This window comes from Aeromonas sp. R7-2, from assembly GCF_040908105.1.
Lineage (GTDB): Bacteria > Pseudomonadota > Gammaproteobacteria > Enterobacterales > Aeromonadaceae > Aeromonas > Aeromonas caviae.
The window spans coordinates 24,620-47,032 of record NZ_JBFODC010000015.1 but is presented as its reverse complement, the minus strand read 5'-3'; the positions used below and the strand labels follow the sequence as shown (position 1 = coordinate 47,032).

The 22,413-nt window shown below is 61.8% G+C and carries 24 protein-coding genes; 15 read left to right on the top strand and 9 right to left on the bottom strand.

Features of this window, described 5'->3' with window-relative positions:
* Positions 1-389 precede the first annotated feature (389 nt).
* From malE to AB5Y47_RS03295, 4 genes are all read left to right on the top strand, one after another.
* Positions 390-1,571 (top strand): maltose/maltodextrin ABC transporter substrate-binding protein MalE, encoded by a 1,182-nt coding sequence (malE, locus tag AB5Y47_RS03310; protein ID WP_010674249.1) that lies wholly within the window; start codon positions 390-392, stop codon positions 1,569-1,571.
* Between the two features lie 73 nt (positions 1,572-1,644).
* A complete protein-coding gene (malF, locus tag AB5Y47_RS03305; RefSeq protein ID WP_201968802.1) occupies positions 1,645-3,300 on the top strand; it encodes a maltose ABC transporter permease MalF in 1,656 nt (551 codons plus the stop codon).
* A 12-nt stretch (positions 3,301-3,312) separates the two neighbouring features.
* A complete protein-coding gene (malG, locus tag AB5Y47_RS03300; RefSeq protein WP_010674251.1) occupies positions 3,313-4,203 on the top strand; it encodes a maltose ABC transporter permease MalG in 891 nt (296 codons plus the stop codon).
* A 70-nt stretch (positions 4,204-4,273) separates the two neighbouring features.
* Positions 4,274-5,410 carry an ABC transporter ATP-binding protein gene (locus tag AB5Y47_RS03295; RefSeq protein ID WP_010674252.1) on the top strand — a complete coding sequence of 379 codons (1,137 nt, stop codon included), beginning with the start codon at positions 4,274-4,276 and terminating at the stop codon, positions 5,408-5,410.
* A gap of 127 nt (positions 5,411-5,537) precedes the next feature.
* Here AB5Y47_RS03295 and ppk2 read toward each other — a convergent pair whose 3' ends face one another.
* Positions 5,538-6,368 carry a polyphosphate kinase 2 gene (gene ppk2, locus AB5Y47_RS03290; RefSeq protein ID WP_010674253.1) on the bottom strand — a complete coding sequence of 277 codons (831 nt, stop codon included), beginning with the start codon at positions 6,366-6,368 and terminating at the stop codon, positions 5,538-5,540.
* 156 nt (positions 6,369-6,524) lie between these two features.
* On the opposite strand from ppk2, the gene AB5Y47_RS03285 reads away from it, so the two are divergent.
* Positions 6,525-7,331, top strand: a complete 807-nt coding sequence (locus tag AB5Y47_RS03285; RefSeq protein ID WP_368219821.1) for an alpha/beta fold hydrolase — start codon at positions 6,525-6,527, stop codon at positions 7,329-7,331.
* Positions 7,332-7,397: 66 nt separating this feature from the next.
* On the opposite strand, the gene AB5Y47_RS03280 is transcribed toward AB5Y47_RS03285, so the two are convergent.
* The 3 genes from AB5Y47_RS03280 to AB5Y47_RS03270 form a co-directional block, all read right to left on the bottom strand.
* Entirely contained in the window at positions 7,398-8,207 is an 810-nt protein-coding gene (locus tag AB5Y47_RS03280) for a MipA/OmpV family protein (protein WP_368219820.1), read from the bottom strand.
* A 174-nt stretch (positions 8,208-8,381) separates the two neighbouring features.
* Positions 8,382-9,452, bottom strand: coding sequence for an AI-2E family transporter (locus AB5Y47_RS03275; RefSeq protein ID WP_029314318.1), 1,071 nt, complete (start codon positions 9,450-9,452; stop codon positions 8,382-8,384).
* Positions 9,453-9,474: 22 nt separating this feature from the next.
* Positions 9,475-9,744, bottom strand: coding sequence for a sulfurtransferase TusA family protein (locus AB5Y47_RS03270; protein WP_368219819.1), 270 nt, complete (start codon positions 9,742-9,744; stop codon positions 9,475-9,477).
* Positions 9,745-9,871: 127 nt separating this feature from the next.
* Between AB5Y47_RS03270 and AB5Y47_RS03265 the strand changes: the two genes are divergently transcribed.
* Positions 9,872-11,326 carry a M48 family metalloprotease gene (locus tag AB5Y47_RS03265; protein WP_223918331.1) on the top strand — a complete coding sequence of 485 codons (1,455 nt, stop codon included), beginning with the start codon at positions 9,872-9,874 and terminating at the stop codon, positions 11,324-11,326.
* A gap of 133 nt (positions 11,327-11,459) precedes the next feature.
* On the opposite strand, the gene AB5Y47_RS03260 is transcribed toward AB5Y47_RS03265, so the two are convergent.
* The gene (locus AB5Y47_RS03260; RefSeq protein WP_128318062.1) at positions 11,460-11,939 is read right to left on the bottom strand and encodes a TlpA disulfide reductase family protein; all 480 of its coding nucleotides are present in this window, start codon (positions 11,937-11,939) and stop codon (positions 11,460-11,462) included.
* Between the two features lie 60 nt (positions 11,940-11,999).
* Here AB5Y47_RS03260 and arsC point away from each other — a divergent pair, with 60 nt between their 5' ends.
* From arsC to AB5Y47_RS03245, 3 genes are all read left to right on the top strand, one after another.
* Positions 12,000-12,350, top strand: a complete 351-nt coding sequence (gene arsC, locus AB5Y47_RS03255; protein ID WP_010674260.1) for an arsenate reductase (glutaredoxin) — start codon at positions 12,000-12,002, stop codon at positions 12,348-12,350.
* A complete protein-coding gene (locus AB5Y47_RS03250; protein WP_069785092.1) occupies positions 12,347-12,721 on the top strand; it encodes a DUF2069 domain-containing protein in 375 nt (124 codons plus the stop codon). Before arsC ends, AB5Y47_RS03250 begins: the two co-directional genes overlap by 4 nt.
* Positions 12,722-12,969: 248 nt before the next feature.
* A complete protein-coding gene (locus AB5Y47_RS03245) occupies positions 12,970-14,040 on the top strand; it encodes a linear amide C-N hydrolase (protein ID WP_323887017.1) in 1,071 nt (356 codons plus the stop codon).
* 38 nt (positions 14,041-14,078) lie between these two features.
* On the opposite strand, the gene AB5Y47_RS03240 is transcribed toward AB5Y47_RS03245, so the two are convergent.
* On the bottom strand, positions 14,079-14,690 hold the full coding sequence (locus tag AB5Y47_RS03240) for an ACP phosphodiesterase (protein ID WP_010674263.1): 612 nt from the start codon (positions 14,688-14,690) through the stop codon (positions 14,079-14,081).
* On the bottom strand, positions 14,687-15,010 hold the full coding sequence (locus AB5Y47_RS03235) for a hypothetical protein (RefSeq protein WP_029314324.1): 324 nt from the start codon (positions 15,008-15,010) through the stop codon (positions 14,687-14,689). Before AB5Y47_RS03235 ends, AB5Y47_RS03240 begins: the two co-directional genes overlap by 4 nt.
* 65 nt (positions 15,011-15,075) lie before the next feature.
* On the opposite strand from AB5Y47_RS03235, the gene AB5Y47_RS03230 reads away from it, so the two are divergent.
* Both AB5Y47_RS03230 and iadA read left to right on the top strand, forming a co-directional pair.
* The gene (locus AB5Y47_RS03230; RefSeq protein WP_010674264.1) at positions 15,076-15,855 is read left to right on the top strand and encodes an ABC transporter substrate-binding protein; all 780 of its coding nucleotides are present in this window, start codon (positions 15,076-15,078) and stop codon (positions 15,853-15,855) included.
* Between the two features lie 58 nt (positions 15,856-15,913).
* The gene (gene iadA / locus AB5Y47_RS03225) at positions 15,914-17,044 is read left to right on the top strand and encodes a beta-aspartyl-peptidase (protein WP_010674265.1); all 1,131 of its coding nucleotides are present in this window, start codon (positions 15,914-15,916) and stop codon (positions 17,042-17,044) included.
* 82 nt (positions 17,045-17,126) lie between these two features.
* Here the strand turns inward: iadA and AB5Y47_RS03220 are convergent, their stop codons facing one another.
* Positions 17,127-18,029, bottom strand: coding sequence for a lysine exporter LysO family protein (locus tag AB5Y47_RS03220; protein ID WP_113725220.1), 903 nt, complete (start codon positions 18,027-18,029; stop codon positions 17,127-17,129).
* A 532-nt stretch (positions 18,030-18,561) separates the two neighbouring features.
* On the opposite strand from AB5Y47_RS03220, the gene AB5Y47_RS03215 reads away from it, so the two are divergent.
* From AB5Y47_RS03215 to AB5Y47_RS03200, 4 genes are all read left to right on the top strand, one after another.
* Entirely contained in the window at positions 18,562-19,332 is a 771-nt protein-coding gene (locus AB5Y47_RS03215; RefSeq protein ID WP_010674267.1) for an ABC transporter ATP-binding protein, read from the top strand.
* A gap of 65 nt (positions 19,333-19,397) precedes the next feature.
* A complete protein-coding gene (locus tag AB5Y47_RS03210) occupies positions 19,398-20,171 on the top strand; it encodes an ABC transporter substrate-binding protein (RefSeq protein WP_010674268.1) in 774 nt (257 codons plus the stop codon).
* 105 nt (positions 20,172-20,276) lie between these two features.
* Positions 20,277-21,017: an ABC transporter permease gene (locus tag AB5Y47_RS03205; protein WP_010674269.1), complete on the top strand. Its 741-nt coding sequence runs from the start codon at positions 20,277-20,279 to the stop codon at positions 21,015-21,017.
* A 3-nt stretch (positions 21,018-21,020) separates the two neighbouring features.
* Positions 21,021-21,713: an ABC transporter permease gene (locus AB5Y47_RS03200; RefSeq protein WP_043156313.1), complete on the top strand. Its 693-nt coding sequence runs from the start codon at positions 21,021-21,023 to the stop codon at positions 21,711-21,713.
* Positions 21,714-21,771: 58 nt separating this feature from the next.
* Here AB5Y47_RS03200 and AB5Y47_RS03195 read toward each other — a convergent pair whose 3' ends face one another.
* On the bottom strand, positions 21,772-22,413 hold the full coding sequence (locus tag AB5Y47_RS03195; RefSeq protein ID WP_319888414.1) for an energy-coupling factor ABC transporter permease: 642 nt from the start codon (positions 22,411-22,413) through the stop codon (positions 21,772-21,774).

The window sequence follows — 22,413 nt, the reverse complement described above, 5'->3', positions numbered from 1 at the left end:
CCAGCCGTCATTTCTTGCAAAAAGGCACCGGAGTCTGCTCCGGTGCCTTTTTATTTAAGGGGGTGATGTAGATGGAAACCACCTCAGTACTTTTGTTAACACATTGAACAAAATATCGGGAATGAAAGGGTTTTCAGTGGGGTGAAATCCCTTTCAATGACGTAAATTAATTTCCCTTCTGTAATTTAATTTCCATATCTTGGCAAAAATATGGGGATATCCCTTCCTAAGTCGCTGAAATAAGAAAATGTTTTCATAACTTTCTGGAAGAAAATACGTAATTGCATTTCAAAAATGCGAGGCGTGTCATGTGAGGCATTGACTGCTTGGGATAATATTCATCTGCACACAATGCTCTTACAGCGCGGAACTAATACAAGGAAAGGCTCATGAAAAAGAAATTGCTGTCATCCCTGATCGGTCTGGCTACCCTGGGCGTGGCCTGCTCTGCCACTGCTGCCATTGATGAAGGTCAGCTGACCATCTGGATCAACGGTGACAAGGGCTACAACGGCCTGGCCGAAGTCGGCAAGAAGTTTGAAGCCGAAACCGGCATCAAGGTCACCGTCGCCCACCCGGATCAGGTTGAAGTCAAATTCCAGCAAGCCGCCGCCACCGGCAACGGCCCGGACATCTTCTTCTGGGCTCACGACCGTTACGGTGAGTGGGTCAAGTCCGGTCTGCTGGTTCCCGTGACCCCGAATGCCGCCACCAAGGCCAAGTTCGAGCAATTCGCCTGGGATGCCATGACCGTCGATGGCAAGACCTATGGCTACCCGGTCGCGGTAGAAGCCGTCAGCCTGATTTACAACAAGGATCTGTTGCCCAACCCGCCGAAGACCTTCGAAGAGATCGCCAAGATCGACGAAGACCTGAAGAAAAATGGCAAGCGCGCCATCATGTGGGCCTATGACACCCCCTACTTCAGCTACCCCCTGGTGGCTGCCAACGGTGGTTATGCCTTCAAGAAGACCGCCACCGGCTATGACGTCAAAGACACCGGCGTGAACAACGCAGGTGCCAAGGCTGGCGTCGGCTACATCTCCGAGATGATCAAATCCGGTCACCTGGAGAAGGGCATCGACTACGGTGTGATGGACGCCAAGTTCAACAAGGGCGAAGTAGCCATGATGATCAACGGCCCCTGGGCCTGGAGCAACCTGGACAAGAGCGGCATCAAGTATGGCGTAGCCCAGCTGCCGACCCTGAAAGGCAAGCCGGCCAAGGCCTTCGTTGGCGTACTGGGTGCCACCATCAACGCCGCCAGCCCGAACAAGGATCTGGCCATCGAGTTCCTCGAGAACTACCTGCTGACCGATGCCGGTCTGGCGCCGATGAACGCCGACAAGCCGCTGGGTGCCGTGGCCCTGAAGTCCTTCCAGAAGACCCTGGAAGCCGACCCCAACATCAAGGCCACCATGCTGAACGCCCAGAACGGCGAACCGATGCCGTCCGTGCCCGAGATGAGCCGTTTCTGGTCCTCCTTCGAAACCGCCCTCAAGAACGTCACCTCTGGCCGTCAGGGTGTTGACGAAGCCCTGGATACCGCTGCCAAGCGTATCGTCCAGTAAGCATGCACTACCCGGGAGGCCTTCGGGCCTCCCACTCTCTCAATCTCTCTTGGCGCAATAAAGGTTAATTGGCATGGAAGTAGTACCTTCTATCGAATCCTATGCCGGTCCGAAGAAAGACAAGTACGTCTGGCTGAAATGGACCATGGCGGCACTGATCGCAGTGCTTAATGGTTATGCGGCCGTGATGATGTATGCCAGCGGCGAGTGGGTATTTGCCCTGCTCGATCTGGTGGTCGTATCCGTCGGTCTCTATGTCTTCATGAACAAGAAGACCTATGCCCACCGTTATATTTTCCCCGGTGTGGCAGGCATGGTTGTTTTTATCATCTTCCCTCTTGCCTACACGATCGGCATCGCCTTCACCAACTATTCGGGATCCAACTTGCTCTCCCTTGAGCAGGCTCGGGATTACCATCTGAAAAAAACCTACAAGGTGACCGGCGGTGAATTCGATTTCACCCTCCTGGGTGGTGAGAACAATCAGTTTCAGCTGCTGCTGAAACAGGACGACCAATCCTTTATCAGTCAACCCCTTACCTTGCTGAACAACAAGGCGCGTACCCTGGCCGTCCGTGAAGGACGGGTCCGTGACGAGCCCCAGGTTGTTCAGTTGCAGCCTCTGGACGGGGCCACGGTCGGCGAGGCGGCACCCATTCGTGCCATCGTCGATCACCGCACCCACCTGAGTGCCCTGGATGTGGTACTGCCCGAAGGCAATATCCATCTGACCCTGAGCAGCCTGCGCAAGTTCGCCGCCCAGAAACAGCTCTATACCCAGCTGGTCGACGGCGCCGTGCTCAAGTCCGGCGTCATGATAAAAGATGCCAACCTGCTGCGTGACAACCAGAGCGGCGAGCTGATGCTGCCCAACGGTGACACCGGCTTCTACCAGTACATCGATGCGGAAGGTCACTTCGTCGGCAAGGGCGTTGCCCCCGGTTTCGTGGTGAGCGTGGGTTGGAAAAACTTCATGCGCATCATGACGGACCCGGGTATCCAGAGTCCCTTCATGCAGATCTTCGTCTGGACCGTGATCTTCTCCGCCTGTTCGGTGGCGTTCACCCTGGCGATCGGCATGGTGCTGGCGTGTCTGGTGCAGTGGGAGCAGCTCAGGGGGCGTGGTTTCTACCGGGTCATGCTGATCCTGCCCTATGCGATACCGGCGTTCATCTCCATCCTGGTGTTCAAGGGCTTGTTCAACCAGAACTTCGGTGAAATCAACCTGTTCCTGGAAGCGGCCTTCGGCATCAAGCCGGACTGGTACACCAATCCCTTCCTGGCCAAGGTGATGATCCTCATCGTCAACACCTGGCTCGGTTACCCCTACATGATGATCCTCTGCATGGGCCTGCTCAAGGCGATTCCGGAAGATCTCTACGAGGCGTCTGCCATGGACGGGGCGGGGCCGGTACAGAACTTCTTCAAGATCACCGTACCGCTCTTGATGAAGCCGCTGACACCGCTGTTGATTGCATCCTTTGCCTTCAACTTCAACAACTTCGTACTTATCCAGTTGTTGACGAACGGGGCGCCGGACATCATCGGGGCCACCACGCCGGCCGGGACCACCGACTTGCTGGTGAGCTACACCTACCGGATCGCGTTCCAGGGCTCGGGTGGTCAGGACTACGGTCTGGCCAGTGCCATCGCCACCGCCATCTTCCTCATCGTGGGTGCGCTGGCCTTGCTCAACCTGAAATTGTCCAAAGCCGACAAGCAACTGTAAGGAGGCTTCAACATGGCAATCGTACAACCCAAATCAGTCAAATACCGGGTGTGGGCAACCCACCTGGTGATGTGGGGCTTCCTGGCACTGATCATCTTCCCGCTGATCATGGTCATCGCCATCTCGTTCCGTAACGGCAACTTCTCGGTGGGGGAGATCATCCCCACCAATCCGACCCTGGATCACTGGAAGCTGGCGCTCGGCATGTCCATCACCAACGCCGACGGCAGCATCACGCCGCCGCCGTTCCCGGTGCTGACCTGGCTGTGGAACTCCATCAAGGTGGCGGGCATCACCGCCCTGATGATAGTGGTGCTCTCCACCACCTGTGCCTACGCCTTCGCCCGTCTGCGGTTCCGTGGCAAGTCCACCATCCTGCAGGGCATGCTGATCTTCCAGATGTTCCCGGCGGTGCTGGCACTGGTGGCCATCTACGCGCTCTTCAACAAGATCGGTGACTACATCCCCTGGCTGGGTCTCAACACCCACGGCGGCCTGATCCTGGCCTACATGGGGGGCATCGCCCTGCACGTCTGGACCATCAAGGGCTACTTCGAGACCATCGACTCCTCCCTGGAGGAGGCGGCGGCCATCGATGGCGCTACTCCGTGGCAGGCGTTCCGCCTGATCCTGCTGCCCCTGTCGGTGCCCATTCTGGCGGTGGTGTTCATCCTGGCCTTCATCGGCTCCATCACCGAGGTGCCCATGGCCTCCATCCTGTTGCAGGATGTGAACAATCTGACCCTGGCGGTCGGGGCCCAGCAGTACCTCTATCCGCAGAACTACCTGTGGGGTGACTTCGCCGCAGCCGCCGTGCTGTCAGGCTTCCCCATCACGGTCGTCTTCCTGCTCGCCCAGCGCTGGCTGGTGGGCGGTCTGACCGCAGGCGGCGTGAAAGGTTAACGGTTCATGGCCGGGGGAGCTGGCTCCCCCCGTCATCACGATTTGCAAAGATTCAAGAGCGGAGCTCGACATGGCTGAAGTAGTACTCAACAACGTTCGCAAAAATTACGACCCGGCTGTCCACAAGGACACCCTGCGCAGCATCAACCTGGACATCAAGGAAGGGGAGTTCATCGTCTTCGTCGGCCCGTCCGGCTGCGGCAAGTCCACCCTGCTTCGGATGATCGCGGGTCTGGAAGACATCACCAGCGGCGAGCTGACCATCGGCGGGCGCTACATGAACGACGTGCCGCCGGTGGAGCGCAACGTGGGCATGGTGTTCCAGTCCTACGCCCTCTACCCGCACATGAACATCTACGAGAACATGGCTTTTGGCCTCAAGCTCAAGAAGATGGACAAGGAGAACATCCACAAGCGGGTGATGCGCGCCGCCGAGATCCTGGGTCTCGAGCCTTTGCTGGACCGCAAGCCCAAGGCCCTTTCTGGCGGTCAGCGTCAGCGGGTGGCCATCGGCCGCTCCATCGTGCAGCAGCCGCAGGTGTTCCTGTTTGACGAACCGCTGTCGAACCTCGACGCCGCCCTGCGGGTCAAGATGCGCATCGAGATCGCCAAGCTGCACAAGGAGCTCAACTCCACCATCATCTACGTGACCCACGACCAGGTGGAGGCCATGACGCTGGCCAACCGCATCGTGGTGCTGAGCCCGCTCAAGGGCGAGGCGGCCACCAACCTGGAGCAGTTCGGCACCCCCCTCGAGCTCTACCACAACCCGGACAACAAGTTCGTGGCGGGCTTCATCGGCTCCCCCAAGATGAACTTCCTGGCGGGCGAGCTGGTGGAGATCGGCGAGCAGGAGTGCGTGGTCAAGCTCACCTCCGGCGATACCGTGCGTGCCCGGGTGGATGCCCGTCGCGGCGCGGTGGGTGACAAGGTGGAGCTGGGCATTCGCCCCGAGCACCTGGTGCCGCTGGGTCATGCCCATGCCGACAGCCGCGTGAGCGGCGTGGTGCAGGTTGCCGAACACCTGGGGGCAGAATCCTTCGTCTACATGGACGTGGATGGTCACGACTTCACCGTCAAGGCGAGCTCCGACATCGACGTGGCCACCGGCCAGGAGTACAGCGTCGGCATCCCGGCCGAAGCCTGCTACCTGTTCGATGCCAAAGAACAGGCGTTCCCGCGCACGGCCAAATATATCCGCGCCTGAGAGGGCGAGAGTGCCAGGTTTTCCTTTCTATACGTTCAATGCCTTTTGCCGGTCGCAAGACCGGCTTTTTATTGCCCGTCATCCGAAGCCCGGGTCCGGCCAGCGGGGGCGGCTGGCCGGGGTCCCGTCACTGTCCGTGCTTGTCTGACTCGAGGGCGGCGGTGACGTCCGGCACGAAGTGCTGGCTGGTGAGCGGTGGGCGCTCATACCCTTCGGTCTTGATGGGGGGCAGGGTGATGGGCTCGTAGTGGATCGCCTCGTAGGGCACCTTGCCAAGGAGGTGGGAGATGCAGTTGAGGCGGGCGCGGCGCTTGTCGTCGGCGTCCACCACGAACCAGGGGCAATCCTCGGTATCCGTGTAGGTGAACATGTCATCCTTGGCGCGGGAGTATTCCACCCAGCGTGAGCGGGATTGCAGATCCATGGGGCTGAATTTCCAGCGCTTGATGGGAGTGTTGATGCGCTCCTTGAAGCGTTTCTCCTGCTCTTCGTCGCTGACCGAGAACCAGTATTTGATGAGGGTGATGCCGGAGCGGATCAACATCCGCTCGAATTCGGGGCAGGCGCGCAGGAATTCGCGATACTCGTCGTCGCTGCAAAAGCCCATCACCCGTTCGACCCCGGCCCGGTTGTACCAGGAGCGGTCAAACAGCACCATCTCGCCCGCCGAGGGCAGGTGCGCCACGTAGCGCTGGAAGTACCACTGGGTACGCTCCCGATCCGAGGGGGCGGGCAGGGCGGTGACCCGGCAGACCCGGGGGTTGAGGGGTTCGGTGATCGCCTTGATGACGCCCCCCTTGCCCGCGGCGTCGCGCCCCTCGAACAGCACCACCACTTTGAGCCCCTCCTGCTTGACCCACTCCTGCAACTTGACCAGCTCCTCCTGCAGGTGGGCGAGGTGATGTTCGTAGGTCTTCTTGTCCAGACGGGGGCGTTTCTTGCTCTTTTCCTTGGCCATCATCCTCTCCTTGGTGACTCCTCGTTGTGAGTCTCTCCAGCTTGCACCAGGCGGGCACCCCTGCCAAGGGTGGCGTGTTACACTGCCGCCTTATCAGCCGCTGGCAACAGAAAAACAGGAAAGCCAGTTTCATCGCCGCTGGCAACAGGAGAAAACATGAAGCAGTTTATGGAGATAGCGGGCCGCCGCATGGCCTATCTGGACGAGGGGCAGGGTCCGGCACTGCTCTTTGGCCACAGCTACCTGTGGGACAGTGCCATGTGGGCACCGCAAATCGAGGCCCTCAAGGGGCATTATCGCTGCATCGTGCCCGAGCTTTGGGGTCACGGGGATTCCGATGTGCTGCCCGAGGGGCCCTGCACCCTGGCGACCCTGGCCCGGGATCATCTGGCGCTGCTCGATGCCCTTGGCATCGACGAGTGCGTGCTGGTGGGGCTCTCCATCGGTGGCATGTGGGGCGTGGAGCTGGCGCGCATGGCGCCTGCTCGCCTCAAGGGCCTGGTGCTGATGGACAGCTTCGTCGGCCTTGAACCCCAGATCACCTGCGAGCGCTATCTCGGCATGCTGGCGATGATCGAACAGGTCGGCGCCGTGCCTGCGCCCATCGCCGATCAGGTGGCGCCGCTCTTCTTCGCCCATCAACCGGACGCGGCCCTGATGGCCGGTTTCAAGGCACGGCTGGCCCAATGGCCCGCCGACAAGGTGGCGAGCCTGGTGGCGGTGGGGCGCAGCTTCGTGACCCGGGAGGATCGCATCGACTGGCTCGAAGAGATGAGGCTGCCCGCACTGGTGATGACGGGGTGCGAGGACAAGGCTCGCCCTGTGCTGGAGGGGTATCTGATGGCCGAGGTGCTGGGGTGCCCGTTCAGGGAGATCCCGGGGGCCGGTCACATCTCGACCTTGGAGAACCCCGCGTTCATCAACCAGGCGCTCGCCGAATTTCTCGCCGAAGTGGCAGGGTGACGCTGCGCCGGATAGCCGTAAAAAAGGAGCCATGGGCTCCTTTTTTGTTGTCCAGTCCGGATGGGGCTACCAGATGTAGCCCACCCCGAAGCCTGCATAGAGTTCTCCCTGATGCTGGACGATGGGGCTGTCCGCGATATCGTCGTCGTAGCGCTCGTAGTTGATGCCAAAGCCGCCAATCCAGTTGGCGCTGAAGCGATAGCTGCCGATGAGGGAGACCATGGGGGAGAGGGTGGTGCCCGTGTTCCAAGCCGGCCTGTCCGCCCTCGCTTCGTCTTGCGAGACACCGCCGAAGTAGTAGTTGGCGAGGTTGTGGCTGCGCAGCATCACGCCGGCTCCCGGCATCAGCAGCAGGGGGCCGCGGATGATGGGGAAGTTGGCCCACAGCATCAGCTCCTGACCGTTGCTGGTGCCGGTCACATCCGTGGTGGCCCGCACGCTCCAGAGGGCGTAGGGAGTGATGATATCGGCCCCAACACCGGCCTCGAACTGCCCCTTGCGCTTCTCCATGCCATGGAGGAAGGGATCGTCGTCCGGGTCCAGGTTGCCAAAGCGCATCCGGCCGAAGGCATAGGTCGAGAGGTTGCCATCCCGGCTCAGGTAGTAGCGGGCCCGATCCCCCAGATACATCAGGTTGTCACCAAAATAGAGGGCCCCCGGGATGGGCATCAGGGTATCGTCCTGGTGCTGGTAACGGGCCTGACCGCCGATGACGGCCCCGCCCAGCACCAGCCCCTTGGGAATGGGGCTGTCAGGGCTGTCGCTGGAGAAGGCGCTGAGGGCCCCGATATCGAGGTCTGCCCGGACGGGAGAACAGAACAGCAGTGCCAGAAAGGCACCCAAAGAGGCATGGCGCAGGGCAGGGACTGGGGACATGACAGATCCTTGTCGGTGGGTGGGCAGTGGGAACGAATCAGACCTGCGTAGCAAGTCAAACGGATGTCGGTTTTCAATTAAACCCGACAAGGCAAGCATGAGCCAGCGTCACGGAGGTGCTGCTGGTGGCCGGTATCTGGAAGGGGCGAGACCCGGCCTCGCCCCTTGCCAGGGTCAGGGGGCGGGGCGGGGGAGATCTTCCCGCTTGGGCCAGGCATTGAGCACCGCTTTGACCAGTGTGGCGAGGGGAATGGCGAAGAAGACGCCCCAAAAGCCCCACAGACCGCCAAACACCAGCACGGCGATGATGATAGCCACCGGGTGCAGGTTGACCGCCTCGGAGAAGAGCAGGGGGACCAGCAGGTTGCCGTCTAGGGCCTGGATCACGAAATAGGCCACCATCAGCCAGGCGAAGTCGGGGGTCAGCCCCCACTGGAACAGGGCCACCATGGCCACCGGCACGGTCACCGCGGCGGCACCGATATAGGGGATGAGCACGGAGAAGCCCACCGCGACCGCCAGCAGGGCGGAGTAGCGCAATCCCATCAGGGCGAAGGGCACATAGGTGGCGATGCCGACGATGACGATCTCGATAACCTTGCCGCGGATGTAGTTGATGATCTGGTCGTTCATCTCCACCCAGACCCGGTTCACCAGGGTGCGGTTGCGGGGCAGGAAGCGGCGCAGGCCGCCCATCAGCACCTGTTTGTCCTTGAGCATGAAGAAGACCATCAGGGGCACCAGGATGGCGTAGATGAGGATGGCCACCACGTTGATGAGGGAGCTCAAAGAGGCGCTCACCAGTTGTTCGCCGCCGGTCAGGATGCGCTGGCGAATGTTGTCGATGATGGTCTCCACCAGGCTGACGTCGATGATCTCGGGGTATTTTTCCGGCAGGGTGCGCACATAGTCCTGGGCATGGGCCAGCATGGCGGGGGCCTCCTTGGCCAGGTTGACCCCCTGGCTCACCAGCGTCGGGATGAGGCCCAGCAGCATCAGGGTCGTCACCGTGATGAACAACAGCAGGACCAGGCTGGTAGCGACGGTGCGAGAGAGGCCGCCCCGTTGCAGGCGACTCACCGGCCACTCCAGCAGATAGGCCATCACCAGGGCCACCAGCAGCGGTGCCAGCAGATCCCCAAACAGCCAGAGCACGGCAAAGCAGAAGACCAGCAGCAGGAAGAGGGTGACGGCATCGGGGTCGGAAAAACGGGTCTGATACCAGCGCTTCAATACATCTAACATCGAGGCTTCCTTGAATGGCGGCTCACGGGGTGGGTGGCATGGGCTCGGGGGCGAGCAGGGCGTCCCGGGGGTGACGGGCAACGACGAGCAGCAGGGAGAGGCGGGCAGCTGACTCTTCCAGGGTCTGGACATGGTGACCCTGACGGCGCAGATAGGCGGGAATGTCCTGCCGGGAGCCTGCATCCCCGAGCTGGATGCACACGGATTGACCGGGCCGGGCCTGGCGCAACCAGAGCTTGAGCCGGATGAGGGGCTCGGGACAACGCCAGGGGGTCAGGTCGAGCTGTTCCATGAGAACTCCATCGCGTGCGTGGCGGTCATTATGGCCGTGATGAGAGGATGAAACAACGCTTGTGGGCCTTGAATGGCAAGGGTATTCTGCCGATGCCCGCTGGGGTCTGATTGGAGATAGAGATAACGTGGCACGTTTTTCCCCCCTGATAGCATCGCTTCCCCTGTTGGTCACCCTGATGGGGGCGACCTTCCACGCCCAGGGGAGCAACCAGTTGCCCGACATCGGTACCGCCGGGGTCGCCGCACTGCCCATCGAGCAGGAGGTGCGCTACGGCAACGCCTTCATGCGTTTTGCCCGGGCGGGCCTGCCCATCATCGATGACCCCGTGCTCAACGAATACATCGACGATCTGGGCCAGCGGCTGCTGACCAATGCCGACGGGGTGCGCTTCCCGTTCACCTTCTTCCTCATCAACGATCCCAGCATCAACGCGGCGGCCTTCCTCGGTGGCCGGGTCAAGGTGCACACCGGCCTCTTCCTCTACGCCGAGAGCGAGAGCGAGCTGGCCTCGGTACTGGCCCACGAAATCACCCACGTGACCCAGCGTCACATCGCCCGTTACATGGAGGCACAGGCGAGCAGCTCCGCCATGACCCTGGCCGGCCTGGTGGGCTCCATTGCACTCGCGGTGATCAACCCCACCGCCGGCATCGCGGCCTTGCAGACCACGCTTGGCTTGTCGATGCAGTCGGCCATCAACTACACCCGGGACAACGAATACGAGGCGGATCGCATCGGCATGAAGACGCTGTATGACGCCGGGTTCGATCCCATGGGCATGGCCAACTTCTTCCAGAAGCTGGCGGCGGAGTACCGCTACGCCAGCAAGCCGCCGGAGATGCTGCTGACTCACCCCCTGCCGGAGACCCGGATCAGCGAAGCCCGTGCCCGGGCCGGGAGCTATGGCGCGCGCGCCCTGCCGCCGAGCCTGGACTTCTGGCTGGCCAAGGTGCGCATCCAGGTGCGCTATGGCACCGAGACGCCCCAGGCGCTGCTCACCTACTTCGACAGCCGCCTGCAGAAGGGGGATTACCCCCTCAAGGATGCCGCCATCTATGGCAAGGCGCTGGCCCTGTTGCAGCTCAAGCGCACCGACGAGGCCGACACCCTGATGCAGGAGCTGGCGACCCGTCACCCGGAGGATCTCTTCGTGGTGGATGCCCTGACCGACATCGATCTCGCCAAGGGGCGCAGCGCCCAGGCCATCGCCAGACTGGAGCGCTTCCGCACCCGGATGCCGGACAACGAGGTGGTGGTGGTGAACCTCGGCAACGCCTATCTGGAGGGGGGCAACTACAAGAAGTCCATCGCCATCCTGGACCCTTATGCCCGGGAGCACGACGAGAACAGCCTGGCCTGGAGCCTACTGTCTGACGCCTACCGCAAGGCGGGCAGAATGACGGACCTGCACATGGCACGGGCGGAGACCCTTTCCCTGCGCGGGGACTATCAGGCGGCCATCGACGAACTGATCGTGGCGCGGGGCACCACCAGCGACAAGCTGACCCTGGCCCGCATCGAGGCGCGCATCACCCAGCTGGAGCGGGCCAAGAAGGATCTGGACAGCCTCAAGGGCTGAGTCCGGAGCGGGTTGATGGCAGGCGGGGTGCTCCTTTGGGGGCACCCCGCCTTGTTTTGCAGGCTAAAATAGGGCCTTTCATCGGTTTCAACGCATCTTGATGATGAAGAAATGAGAATGATGGATGGCTCTGCTATGGGGAGCTCGCCAGGCGGCGTTTTATCTCGCCTATCTTCTGCTCGTCCAGCTCCCCCACCAGGGTCTCCAGCAGCGTGCCCCTGGCATCGAGCAGATAGCTGGTGGGCAGCGCCCCGGGCCTTGGGAACGGGAGGCGGGCGTCGTCATCCGGGATCATCAGGGGAACCCTGATGGCGTGGCGCCTTGCCAGCTCGGTCAGTTCGGCGGGGGAGGCGGGATCATAGTTGATGGCGATCACCCGGATCTGACCTTCCTGGTGCAATGTTGCCAGCAGGGGCATCTCCCGCAGGCAGGGGGCGCACCAGGGGGCGAAGTAGTTGACCAGCAGCGGTTTGCCACCGAGATCCGCGAGGCTGACCTTCTTTCCCGCGCCGTCGGTGAAGTCGGGTGCCGGGCTGCAGGCCCCCAGCAGGGTTGCCACAATCAGCCAACAGATCCGTTTCATTTCCATAGCCTTCCCGCTTACCCTGACCATCCGTTTCCCCTACAATAGCGCCATTTCTTGTCCCATCTTGCGATTAATCAGGGAGTTATCATGAGCGAGACCCAAATCTACCACAATCCGCGCTGCTCCAAGAGCCGTGAAACCCTGGCCTTGCTGGAACAGCACGGGGTCGCCCCCGAGGTGGTGCTCTATCTGGAGCAGGCACCGAGCGAGGCACAGATCCGCACCCTCCTGAGTCAGCTTGGCTTCACGGATCCCCGACAGCTGATGCGCACCAAGGAAGATCTCTACAAGGAGCTGGGGCTCGGCGAGGTGAGCGGCGATGATCTCATTCGTGCCATGCACCAGCACCCCAAGCTCATCGAGCGCCCCATCGTCATCAAGAACGGGCAGGCCCGCATCGGTCGTCCGCCCGAGCAGGTGCTGGAGATCCTCAAGTGACCACCCGCTTCGCCCGCCTGCTGACCCTGGCCGGTTTTTTCGGCCTGCTGGCCTGGGTGCTGCTCTGGCATCTGTGGCTCTCGCCCCACCCGGATCTCGCCCCCTGGCTGTTGCCGGTGATCTGGACGGTGCCGCTGCTCTTCCCCCTCAAGGGCATAGTGCAGGGCAATCCCTACACCCACGCCTGGGGCAACTTCGTGCTGATGCCCTACTTCCTGCACGCCCTGACCCTGATCACCACGGATGAGGGGGAGCGGTGGTTGGCGGTGGTGGAGCTGGTGCTCACCACCCTGGCGTTTGTGGGCACCATCTATTATGCCCGCCTGCGCGGCCGCGAGCTGGGGCTGAGTATCCGCAAGAAGGAAGGCTGAGCCCCTCCCTGTCCGCCTGCTGGCGGGCAGGGAATGTGTCTGAAACCGACGCAAGCCAGCGAATGGCATCTGGCGGTATCGCCCCGAAGTGGCTTGCTTATCTCTTTGATTAATTTATGGATATTGATCGCTGATTGGCAGGGCAGTACCTCTGTTGACAGATCTGCCACCTGGTTTGCCAGCCTCAGTCAGCCCCTGTTATGCAAAAAGGGGTATGCTTGTGTTTTCACCAGACTCGAGTGATCCATATGAAAATCCTGCGTTCCCCCCTGTTGCACAAGACCCTGCTGGCCCTGACCGTCTCCCTCTCCGTCAGTTCCCTCGCCGATGCCTGTACCCGCGCCGTCTATCAGGGGGAGGGAGCGCTGGTGGTGACCGGTCGTACCATGGACTGGCGCAGCGCCATGCCGACCAATCTCTGGGCGCTGCCCCGTGGCATCGCGCGGGAAGGGGAGGCCGGTGCGCACTCCATGACGTGGACGTCGCGTTACGGCTCCGTGGTGGCGGCAGGCTTCGATGCGGGCACCGCCGACGGCATGAACGAGAAGGGGCTGGTGGCCAACCTCCTCTATCTGACCGAGTCCGAGTATGTGACCCCGAGCGACAAGGATCCGCGCAAGACCCTCTCCATCTCGCTCTGGGCCCAGTATGCGCTGGACAACTTCGCCACCGTGGCCGAGGCGGTCGAGGCCCTCTCCAGAGATGAGTTCTATGTGGTGACCACCCTGACCCCGGATGGCAAGCCGGGCCAGCTGCACCTCTCCCTCTCCGATGCGAGCGGTGATTCCGCCATCTTCCAGTATGTGGGGGGCAAGCTGCAGATCTACCACGACCGCAGCTATCAGGTGATGACCAACTCGCCGACCTTTGACAAGCAACTGGCTCTCAACGACTACTGGGTGGAGATTGGCGGTCTCACCATGCTGCCCGGCACCAACCGCTCGGCGGATCGATTTGCCCGCGCCTCCTTCTATATCAAGACCCTGCCAAAGACCGACCAGGCCAACGAGGCGGTGGCCGGGGTGATGAGCGTAATGCGCAATGTCTCGGTACCCATGGGGATCAGCACCCCGGATCAGCCCAACATCTCCACCACCCTGTGGCGCAGCGTGGCGGATCAGCAGCATCGCCGCTATTTCTTCGAGCTGACCCATCTGCCCAACACCTTCTGGGTGAGCATGGACAAGCTGGATCTCGCCGCGGGGGCCCCGGTGCGCAAGTTGCCCCTGACCGAGCAGCAGCTCTATGCGGGGGAGACGGCGGAGAAATTCGTCCCGGCCAAGGCGTTTCGCTTCCTGCCGGCCAGCCCCAAGGCCTGAGCATTCCCCCGATGACAACGCCCCGCTCGGGGCGTTTTTTATGGTGGGGATGAGGTGGCCGTGCGGTGGGCGGCGATCTGCGCCTCGCAAAAGCGCATCAGCTCCGGGTAGAAGTGCAGGAAGGCGTGCTCGGCCTCGATCCAGCGAGCCTGATCCAGGGCGTGGAGCGCCTCCCCGAGCGGCACGGGGCGGCGCAGCCGACGACCGATGCCGTTGAGGGCCGCCCCCACCCCTTCCCGGTACAGGTAGGAGGCCAGCCAGTCCTGCTCGGCCATGTGCCGCAGGGCCATCGGCAGGCCCTGTGGCAGGCTGTGATGATCCAGGAGAAGTTGACCATAGCTCTGCGCCAGAAAGCGGGGCAGGGGGGCTGCGCTGAACCTCTGCCAGTGCTGGCTGAGCCAGTGATCGTAGAGCATGTCCACCACAATGCCGCCGAAGCGGCGCCAGGGGGGGTCGAAGCTCGCCACGGCGGCCCGATGGGCCGGGTGGGCATCGGTGAAGGCGTCTATCTTGCGGTGCAGCCAGATCCCCTCGTCGAAGTGGTCAGCCAGACCCGTCGGCAGCGGGCCCTTGATGAAGTCCCCCAGCAGGTTGCCGGTGAGGGAGCTGCCGGTATGGGCCGCCAGATGGAGGTGGGCGAGAAAATTCATGGGATGGGGCTCGCGTGCCTGGGCGTGAACGGGTGATCCGAGCCTAACGAATCGTGGCCGGATTGACCATGGGCAGGATGTTTCATCCCCAAGTCCCCTTGCCGGGCAAATTTGAGGCGTGGTAAGGTGCTTGCCATCTTTGTCACAGGACGCGACAAATCACCATGATGCGCAAAGCCAGAGGCTTTTTTCTGGCCTTCTACTTCAAGCCTTTCTATCTCTCCGAGTGGTTCGACGAATAGGTCGAGGCCCCGGAGCAGTTCATTGACGCCCATGGCGGCGTAATCCCGCTCATCTGCAATTTGCCGTTTGTTGGCCATCGCTTGCCTCTGCCTGCGATGCCTTGACCGCGCCTGTGCGCTTTTTATGTAATGGAGTACTCACGATGAAGACCACACTGACCCTGTCAGCCCTTGTTGCTGCCTGTCTGCTCGCCGCCCCCGTCACCGCCAAGGAGTGGAAGACGGTACGCTTTGGCGTGGAGGGGGCCTATCCGCCCTTCTCATGGACCGACGCTTCTGGGGAGATAAAGGGCTTCGACATCGATCTGGCCAACGCCCTGTGCCAGCAGATGGCTGTCAGGTGCGAGCTGGTGGCCCAGGATTGGGACGGCATGATCCCGGCCCTGCTGTCGCGCAAGTACGACGCCATTATCGCTGCCATGTCGATCACCGACGAGCGGCGCAAGAAGGTCGACTTCACCGAGAAATATGCACACATTCCCAACCGCTTCGTGGCGGCCAGGGGCACCGAACTGACGCTGACGCCGGAAGGGATGGCGGGCAAGCGCATCGGCGTGCAGCGGGCCACCACCCACGACAAGTACCTGACCGACAACTTCGGCTCCAGCGTCACCATAGTGCGTTACGGCAGTGCCGATGAAGCCTACCTCGATCTGAAGGCGGGACGGGTGTTGGCCCTGCTGGCCGACGCCTCGGCCATCGAACAGGGGTTGCTTGGCAAGGAAGGGGGCGACAAGTTCGACTATGTGGGGCCGGCCCTGACCGACCGTCAATGGTTTGGCGACGGCATGGGGATCGCGGTGCGCAAGGGGGATCCGGATCTCAGGGCCAGGCTGAACGACGCCATCAAGGCCCTGCGCGCCAACGGCAAGTATCAGGAGATCAACCGGAAGTACTTCAAGTACGATATCTATGGCGGTTGATGGGTAACAGTCGGAGGGAGCCTGCTCCCTCCTTTTTCATGCAGCAAGGAGAGACCCCATGTTGACCCTGATCGAGGGTGCGCAGATCCATAGTCCGGCCCCGCTCGGCCAGCAGGATCTGCTGGTGGCGGATGGCCGCATCGCCTGGATGGGCAAGGGACTGACGGTTCCGGTCGACTGGCCACTGACGCGGGTGGACGCTGGCGGCCGCTATCTGGTGCCCGGACTGGTAGACCCGCTCGCCCATATCACGGGAGGCGGCGGCGAGGGAGGCTTCGGCTTTCGCACGCCGGAGCTCTCGGCAAGGGAAGCTCTGGCGGCGGGGGTTACCACGCTCGTGGCGGCCCTCGGCACCGACAGCCTGACCCGCAGCCCGGCCCAGGTGCTGGGGAAGGTGCGCGAGTTTCGCGCCGCCGGGGTGAGCGCCTTCATGTACACCGGCTCCTACCACCTGCCGGTCAAGACCCTCACCGGCACGGTGGAGTCGGACATCATGCTGATCCCCGAAGTGCTGGGGGTGGGGGAGGTGGCCATCAGCGATCACAGGTCCAGCGCCCCCACCCACGACGAGCTGGCGCGCCTGGCGAGCGAGGCGCGGGTGGCCGGGCTGTTGTCGGGCAAAAGTGGCGTCAGCTTCTTTCACCTGGGAGATGGCCGCGGGGCGCTGGCGCCCCTGCGGGCCCTGCGCGATGACACCGACATCCCGCTTCGCCAGCTCTACCCCACTCACTGCAACCGCAATCCCTGGCTCTTTGCCGAGGCCATCGAGTGGGGTCGGGCAGGCGGCTGGGTCGACCTCACCACGTCGAGCTTCCCGGACCTGCTGGATGACGGGGAGCGGCTCGCGGCCGACGCCCTGGTGGCGTTGCTGGCGGCCGGCGTGCCCGTGGATCGCATCAGCTTCAGCTCGGATGCCAACGCCAGTCTGCCGCGCTTTGACGGCGAGGGGCGGCTCATCGAGCTGCGCTGCGGCCAGATAGGGAGCCTGTGGCAGGAGGTGGTGGCGGCCTGCGGCAAGGGGGTGGCGCTGGAGACGGCACTGGCGGTAGTGACGGCCAATCCGGCCAGGGCGTTGGGGCTTGCGAGCAAGGGTACCCTGGGGGTGGGGCAGGATGCGGATTTGCTGCTGATCGATCCTGATACGTTCACCATCGAGCGGGTGATGAGTGGGGGTCGGTGGCGCACCTGAATACCGGCGCCTGTCATTCAGCCCGCTCAGTTCATCAACAAAAAGCCCGGCAGCAGTGCCGGGCTTTTTCGTGCCATGGGGCTCAGATGGCCAGGAACCCCAGGATCAAAATGGGGCCGAGCAGGCTCAGGATAAAGCCGGAGACGATGGCCACCGGCACCACCTGGATGCCGCCGGATTTCTGGATGACAGGCAGGGTGAAGTCCAGCGCCGTGGCGCCGCCGTAGCCGATGGCGGCGCTGGGGTGGCGGCGCATCAGCACCGGGATGATGAGGATGGCGATAAGCTCGCGCCCCAGATCGTTGATGAAGGCGGCCGAGCCCAGCACCGGGCCCAGCTTGTCCGCTACCAGGATGCCGGAGAGCGAATACCAGCCAAAACTGGAGCTCATCGCGAGGCCATGGGCAAAGGGCATGCCGAGCAGCTGGGCGGCCAGCAGGCTGCCGAGCCAGCTGCTGAGGATGACGGTGAGCGCGATCTTCATGCCCCAGGGGTTGAGCAGGATCTGGCGCAGGCGCATGCCGGAGTTGCGCATCTGGATGCCGATGAGCAAGAGCAGCAGCATCAGGGCCCACTCGCTCCACTTGTCGATGGGCAGGGCGCGCAGGTCCACCACCAGCCCCAGCAAGACGCCCCCCAACACCACGAAACAGAGCTGGAGGGATTCCCACAACAGGTGCAGCTTGCTCGGCATCTTGCCGTCACTGGCCTCGTGGGTGGGGGGGCTGCGTTTGTCCAGCCACCACAGGGCCAGCAGGTTGCAGAGGGTAATGGCTGCGAGCATCACCCCTGCCACCTTGAAGATCACTGCCAGGTTGCTGCCCAGGTTCTCCACATAGGCCAGCCCCAGCCCCATCAGGAACAGGATGAGGTAGACCATCTTGCCCAGGGACTGGTTGACCAGCTTGATCAGACGGGCGGAAGAGAGGGGAACCAGATAGCCGATCACCAGCGGCAGCAGGATCAGCAACACATTGAGCAACATCGGGGCCTCGATCACAAAACGTGGAAAAACGGCACCTTATCACGACTTGTTGCACCTGTGTCACGGATCTGTGCATCAGCATGGCCCATACGGGACTTTTTTATCATATTGTTGTGTTTTTTGATGACAGTCGGCTCTGTATGCAAACAGAGAAAGAGGGCCACATCACCTGAAAAATCAATTTCATCCCCATGAAATGACGAGAGAAGGGGAATCTGCCTGGGTGAATAAAGTCCTTTTGGGTGACATCTGGCGGATATGGTGAAATATGCTTGCTACCAGTGCGATGCGGGTATAAAAGAGCGGTAGGGAAGGTGCGACAAAAAATGGATTTTATGCAGACAAAGTGCTGAAAAATACTCAATAGGCCAATAAAAATACAGATAAAACACCAAATACCTCGGTTCTGTATTGTTTTTTCACTACCTCAATGATATTTTCGCTGAAGGTTGCCATCGGTTAACGTTTTGTTAAATTAACGATGGTGGAGTCACGCCGAAGCGGCGTCTAGGGACAGACAAGGTTGTAATGGATGAGCGACGTTGCCGCACTGGAAGTTCGTGATCTGCACAAGTATTTTGGCACCCACGAAGTGCTCAAGGGCATCGATATGACGGCCCACAAGGGGGATGTGATCTCCCTCATCGGCTCCTCGGGTTCGGGGAAGTCGACCTTTCTACGCTGTATCAATCTGCTTGAAACCCCCTCATCGGGCAGCGTCTCCCTCCATGGGGAGCTGATCCGGATGAAAACCAGCCGTTCCGGCGAACGCCTGCCGGAAGACATGCGCCAGGTGGAGCGTATCCGCAGCCGACTGGCCATGGTGTTTCAAAGCTTCAATCTCTGGTCCCACATGACCATCATGCAGAACATCATCGAAGTGCCCATCCAGGTGCTCAAGGTGCCCCGTGCCGAGGCCATCGCCAAGGCGGAGCATCTGCTCAACCGGGTGGGGCTGTGGGAGCGTCGCGACTATTATCCCGGTCACCTCTCCGGCGGCCAGCAGCAGCGGGCCGCCATCGCCCGGGCGCTGGCGGTGGAGCCCGAGGTGATGCTGTTTGACGAGCCTACCTCGGCCCTCGACCCTGAACTGGTGGGGGAGGTCCTTGGCCTGATGCGCGAGCTGGCGGAAGAGGGGCGTACCATGATGGTGGTGACCCACGAGATGTCCTTCGCCCGCGACGTGTCGAACAAGGTGATGTTCCTGCACCAGGGGCGCGTGGAGGAGGAGGGGAATCCCAAGGAGATCTTCGCCCATCCCAAGTCGGAGCGATTCAAGCAATTCATCTCGTCCATCTATTGATGGACGGGATTCAATTTAAACCATCCGTACTTTCAACGATCGACGTGTTTATCAAGGAGAGATACATGAACAAGCTGATGCTGGCGACTGCCGTGATGACGGCCCTGTGTTCCGGTAGCCTGATGGCCAAGGAGTGGAAAGAGGTCCGGATCGGGGTGGAAGGGGCCTATCCCCCCTTCTCCTGGACCGAGCCGAGCGGCGAGGTGAAAGGCTTCGACATTGACATCGCCAACGCCCTGTGCGAAGAGATGAAAGTGAAGTGCACCCTGATCAAGCAGGACTGGGACGGCATCATTCCGGCGCTGCTGTCGCGCAAGTATGACGCCATCATCGCCACCATGGACATCACCGAAGAGCGCAAGAAGAAGGTGGACTTCACCCAGAAGTACCAGCACATCCCGGCGCGCTTCGCCGCCAAGAAAGGGACCGAAATCCAGCTCGACAAGGCCTTCATGGACGGCAAGACCATCGCCGTGCAGCGTGCCACCTCCATGGATACCTACATCACCGACAACTTCCCCAACGCCACCATCAAGCGCTACGGCACTGCGGATGAAGCCTACCTCGATCTGAAATCCGGCCGTGTCGACTACGTGATGGCCGACTCCGCCGCCATCAGCGACGGCCTGCTGAAGAAGGAAGGGGGCGATGCCTTCGAGTTCATCGGCCCGAAACTGACCGATCCCAAGTGGTTTGGCGAGGGTGCCGGCATCGCGGTGCGCAAGGCTGACAAGGATCTGAAAGAGAAATTCAATGCCGCCATCCTGGCCCTGCGTGCCAATGGCAAGTACAAGGAAATCAACGACAAGTACTTCGACTTCGACGTGTACGGCGAGTAAGCCGACGTCAGGCGAACAACGACAGGTTGATCCCGTCAGTAGTCATCGGGCCCGTTGCCTTCCGCTGGGAGTGACGGGCCCGATTGCGATGGAGCTGCATTGCATATGTTTGATTTGAAAGGATACGAAACCTCTCTGCTGGAGGGGGCCTGGATCACCCTGGAGGTGGCGCTTGCCTCCCTGCTGCTGGCCCTGGTGCTCGGCATGCTGGGGGCCCTGGCCAAGCTCTCTCCCTACAAGTGGGCACGCGGCATCGCGGCGGCCTACACCACCGTCATTCGCGGCATCCCGGATCTGGTGCTGATGATGCTGCTCTTCTTCGGCGGCCAGGTGCTCATCAACGGGATCTGCACCTGGGTCAACGAGGCCTACAACAACCACCTGCTGGCGAGCAACCCGAATCAGGAGTGGGTCTCCCTGCTGCCCGATTACATCGACATCAGCCCGTTTGCGGCCGGGGTCGCCACCATCGGCTTCATCTTCGGCGCCTACATGACCGAGACCTTCCGCGGCGCCATCCTGGCGGTGGACAAGGGGGAGCTCGAGGCGGCCCGTGCCTTCGGCATGCGGGCAAGCCAGGTCTTTGTGCGGATCCTCTTTCCCCAGATGATGCGCCACGCCCTGCCCGGGTTTGGCAACAACTGGCTGGTGCTGCTGAAAACCACGGCCCTGGTCTCCATCATCGGGCTCGATGACATGGTGCGAAAGGCGTCGCTCGCGGCGGGCTCGACCCAGCAGCCTTTCACCTTCTACATGGCGGTGGCGCTGATCTTCCTGGTCTTCACCGCAGTCTCTACCTCGGCGCTCAAGTGGGCCGAGCGTCACTACGCCATCAAGACGAGGTAAGCCATGGATTTCTCGATCATTCTCAAGGAGTGGCCCACCTACTGGGAGGGGCTCTATACCACCATCTGGCTGGTGGCCGCCTCGCTCATGCTGGGGCTCATGCTGGCGGTGCCCATGGGCATACTGCGCAACAGCCGCAACTGGTTGATAAAGGGGCCAATCTGGGCCTATATCTACTTCTTCCGTGGCACCCCGCTCCTGGTGCAGCTCTTCATCATCTACTACGGTGCCGCCCAGTGGGAGTGGCTCAAGAACAGTGCGGCCTGGACCCTCTTCTCGGAAGCCTGGTTCTGTGCCCTGCTGGCGTTCACTCTCAACACCGGCGCCTACACCGCCGAGATAGTGCGCGGCGCCGTGATGAACATGCCCAAGGGACAGATAGAAGCGGCAAGCGCCTTCGGCATGACCCGCTGGCAGACCCTCACCCGCATCATCCTGCCCAACTCGTTTCGCCGTGCGCTGCCGGCCTACAGCAACGAGGTGATCTTCATGCTGCAGGGGTCGGCGGTGGCGGGCATCATTACCATCGTCGATCTGACGGGGGCCGCGCGGATCATCAACTCCCGCTACTACAGCCCGTTCGAGGCGTTCCTGACCGCAGGTCTGCTCTACATGCTGCTCACCTTCGTCATCGTCTGGTTGTTCAAGAAGTGGGAAGCCCGCTGGCATGCCCACCTGCGCCCGCGCAGCGTCTGACTGCCAGCAGAGAAAAAGCCCGCAACTGCGGGCTTTTTTTTATGGACTACGGGCAGGCTCAGCGCCCCAGGTACTCCCTTTCGAAGAAGGTGTTGACCCAGTGGGGGCGATAGACGGCGAGCAGGGTCATGGTCATGCCGTTGAGGAGCGCCTCGGGGAAGAGCAGCAGCGGCCAGATGGAGAGGTAGTCGGCGCTGATGGTGTGCCAGGAGTAGGTGCCGCTCACCCCCATCAGCAAGGCGCTGGCGATCACCTTGGCCGAAATGCTCAGCGCCCCCCCGAGAAATGCCGCCACGAACAGATAGACGAAGAGGTGGCGAGGCAGCCAGGCCCAGCTCCCCAGAAACAGCAGCCAGCTGGTGGCCACCGGCAGGGCGACGCCGATGAGGGCCTGCCAGCCGATGTCGGCCAGGGGGATGACCCCGAAGTAAGCGAGGAGCAGCAGGGTGAGGCAGGGGGCGAGCAGGGCGAGGCGCCAGCCCAGCAACAGGGTCAGGCTGGTGAGGCCGAGAAAGTGGATCTCGAGCCCCTCGTGCAACCCGGCCCGCAAGGTCCACAGCGGTACCAGCACGATGGCGCCGCCGAGGCAAAGATGCTGATAGAGCGGGTGGGCGCCAAGGGTGCGCAGCAGGGAGGCGTTCAGACTGAAGGCGAGCAGCACCAGCCAGAGCAGGAGGGCGGCGACTTGTCCTTCACTCAT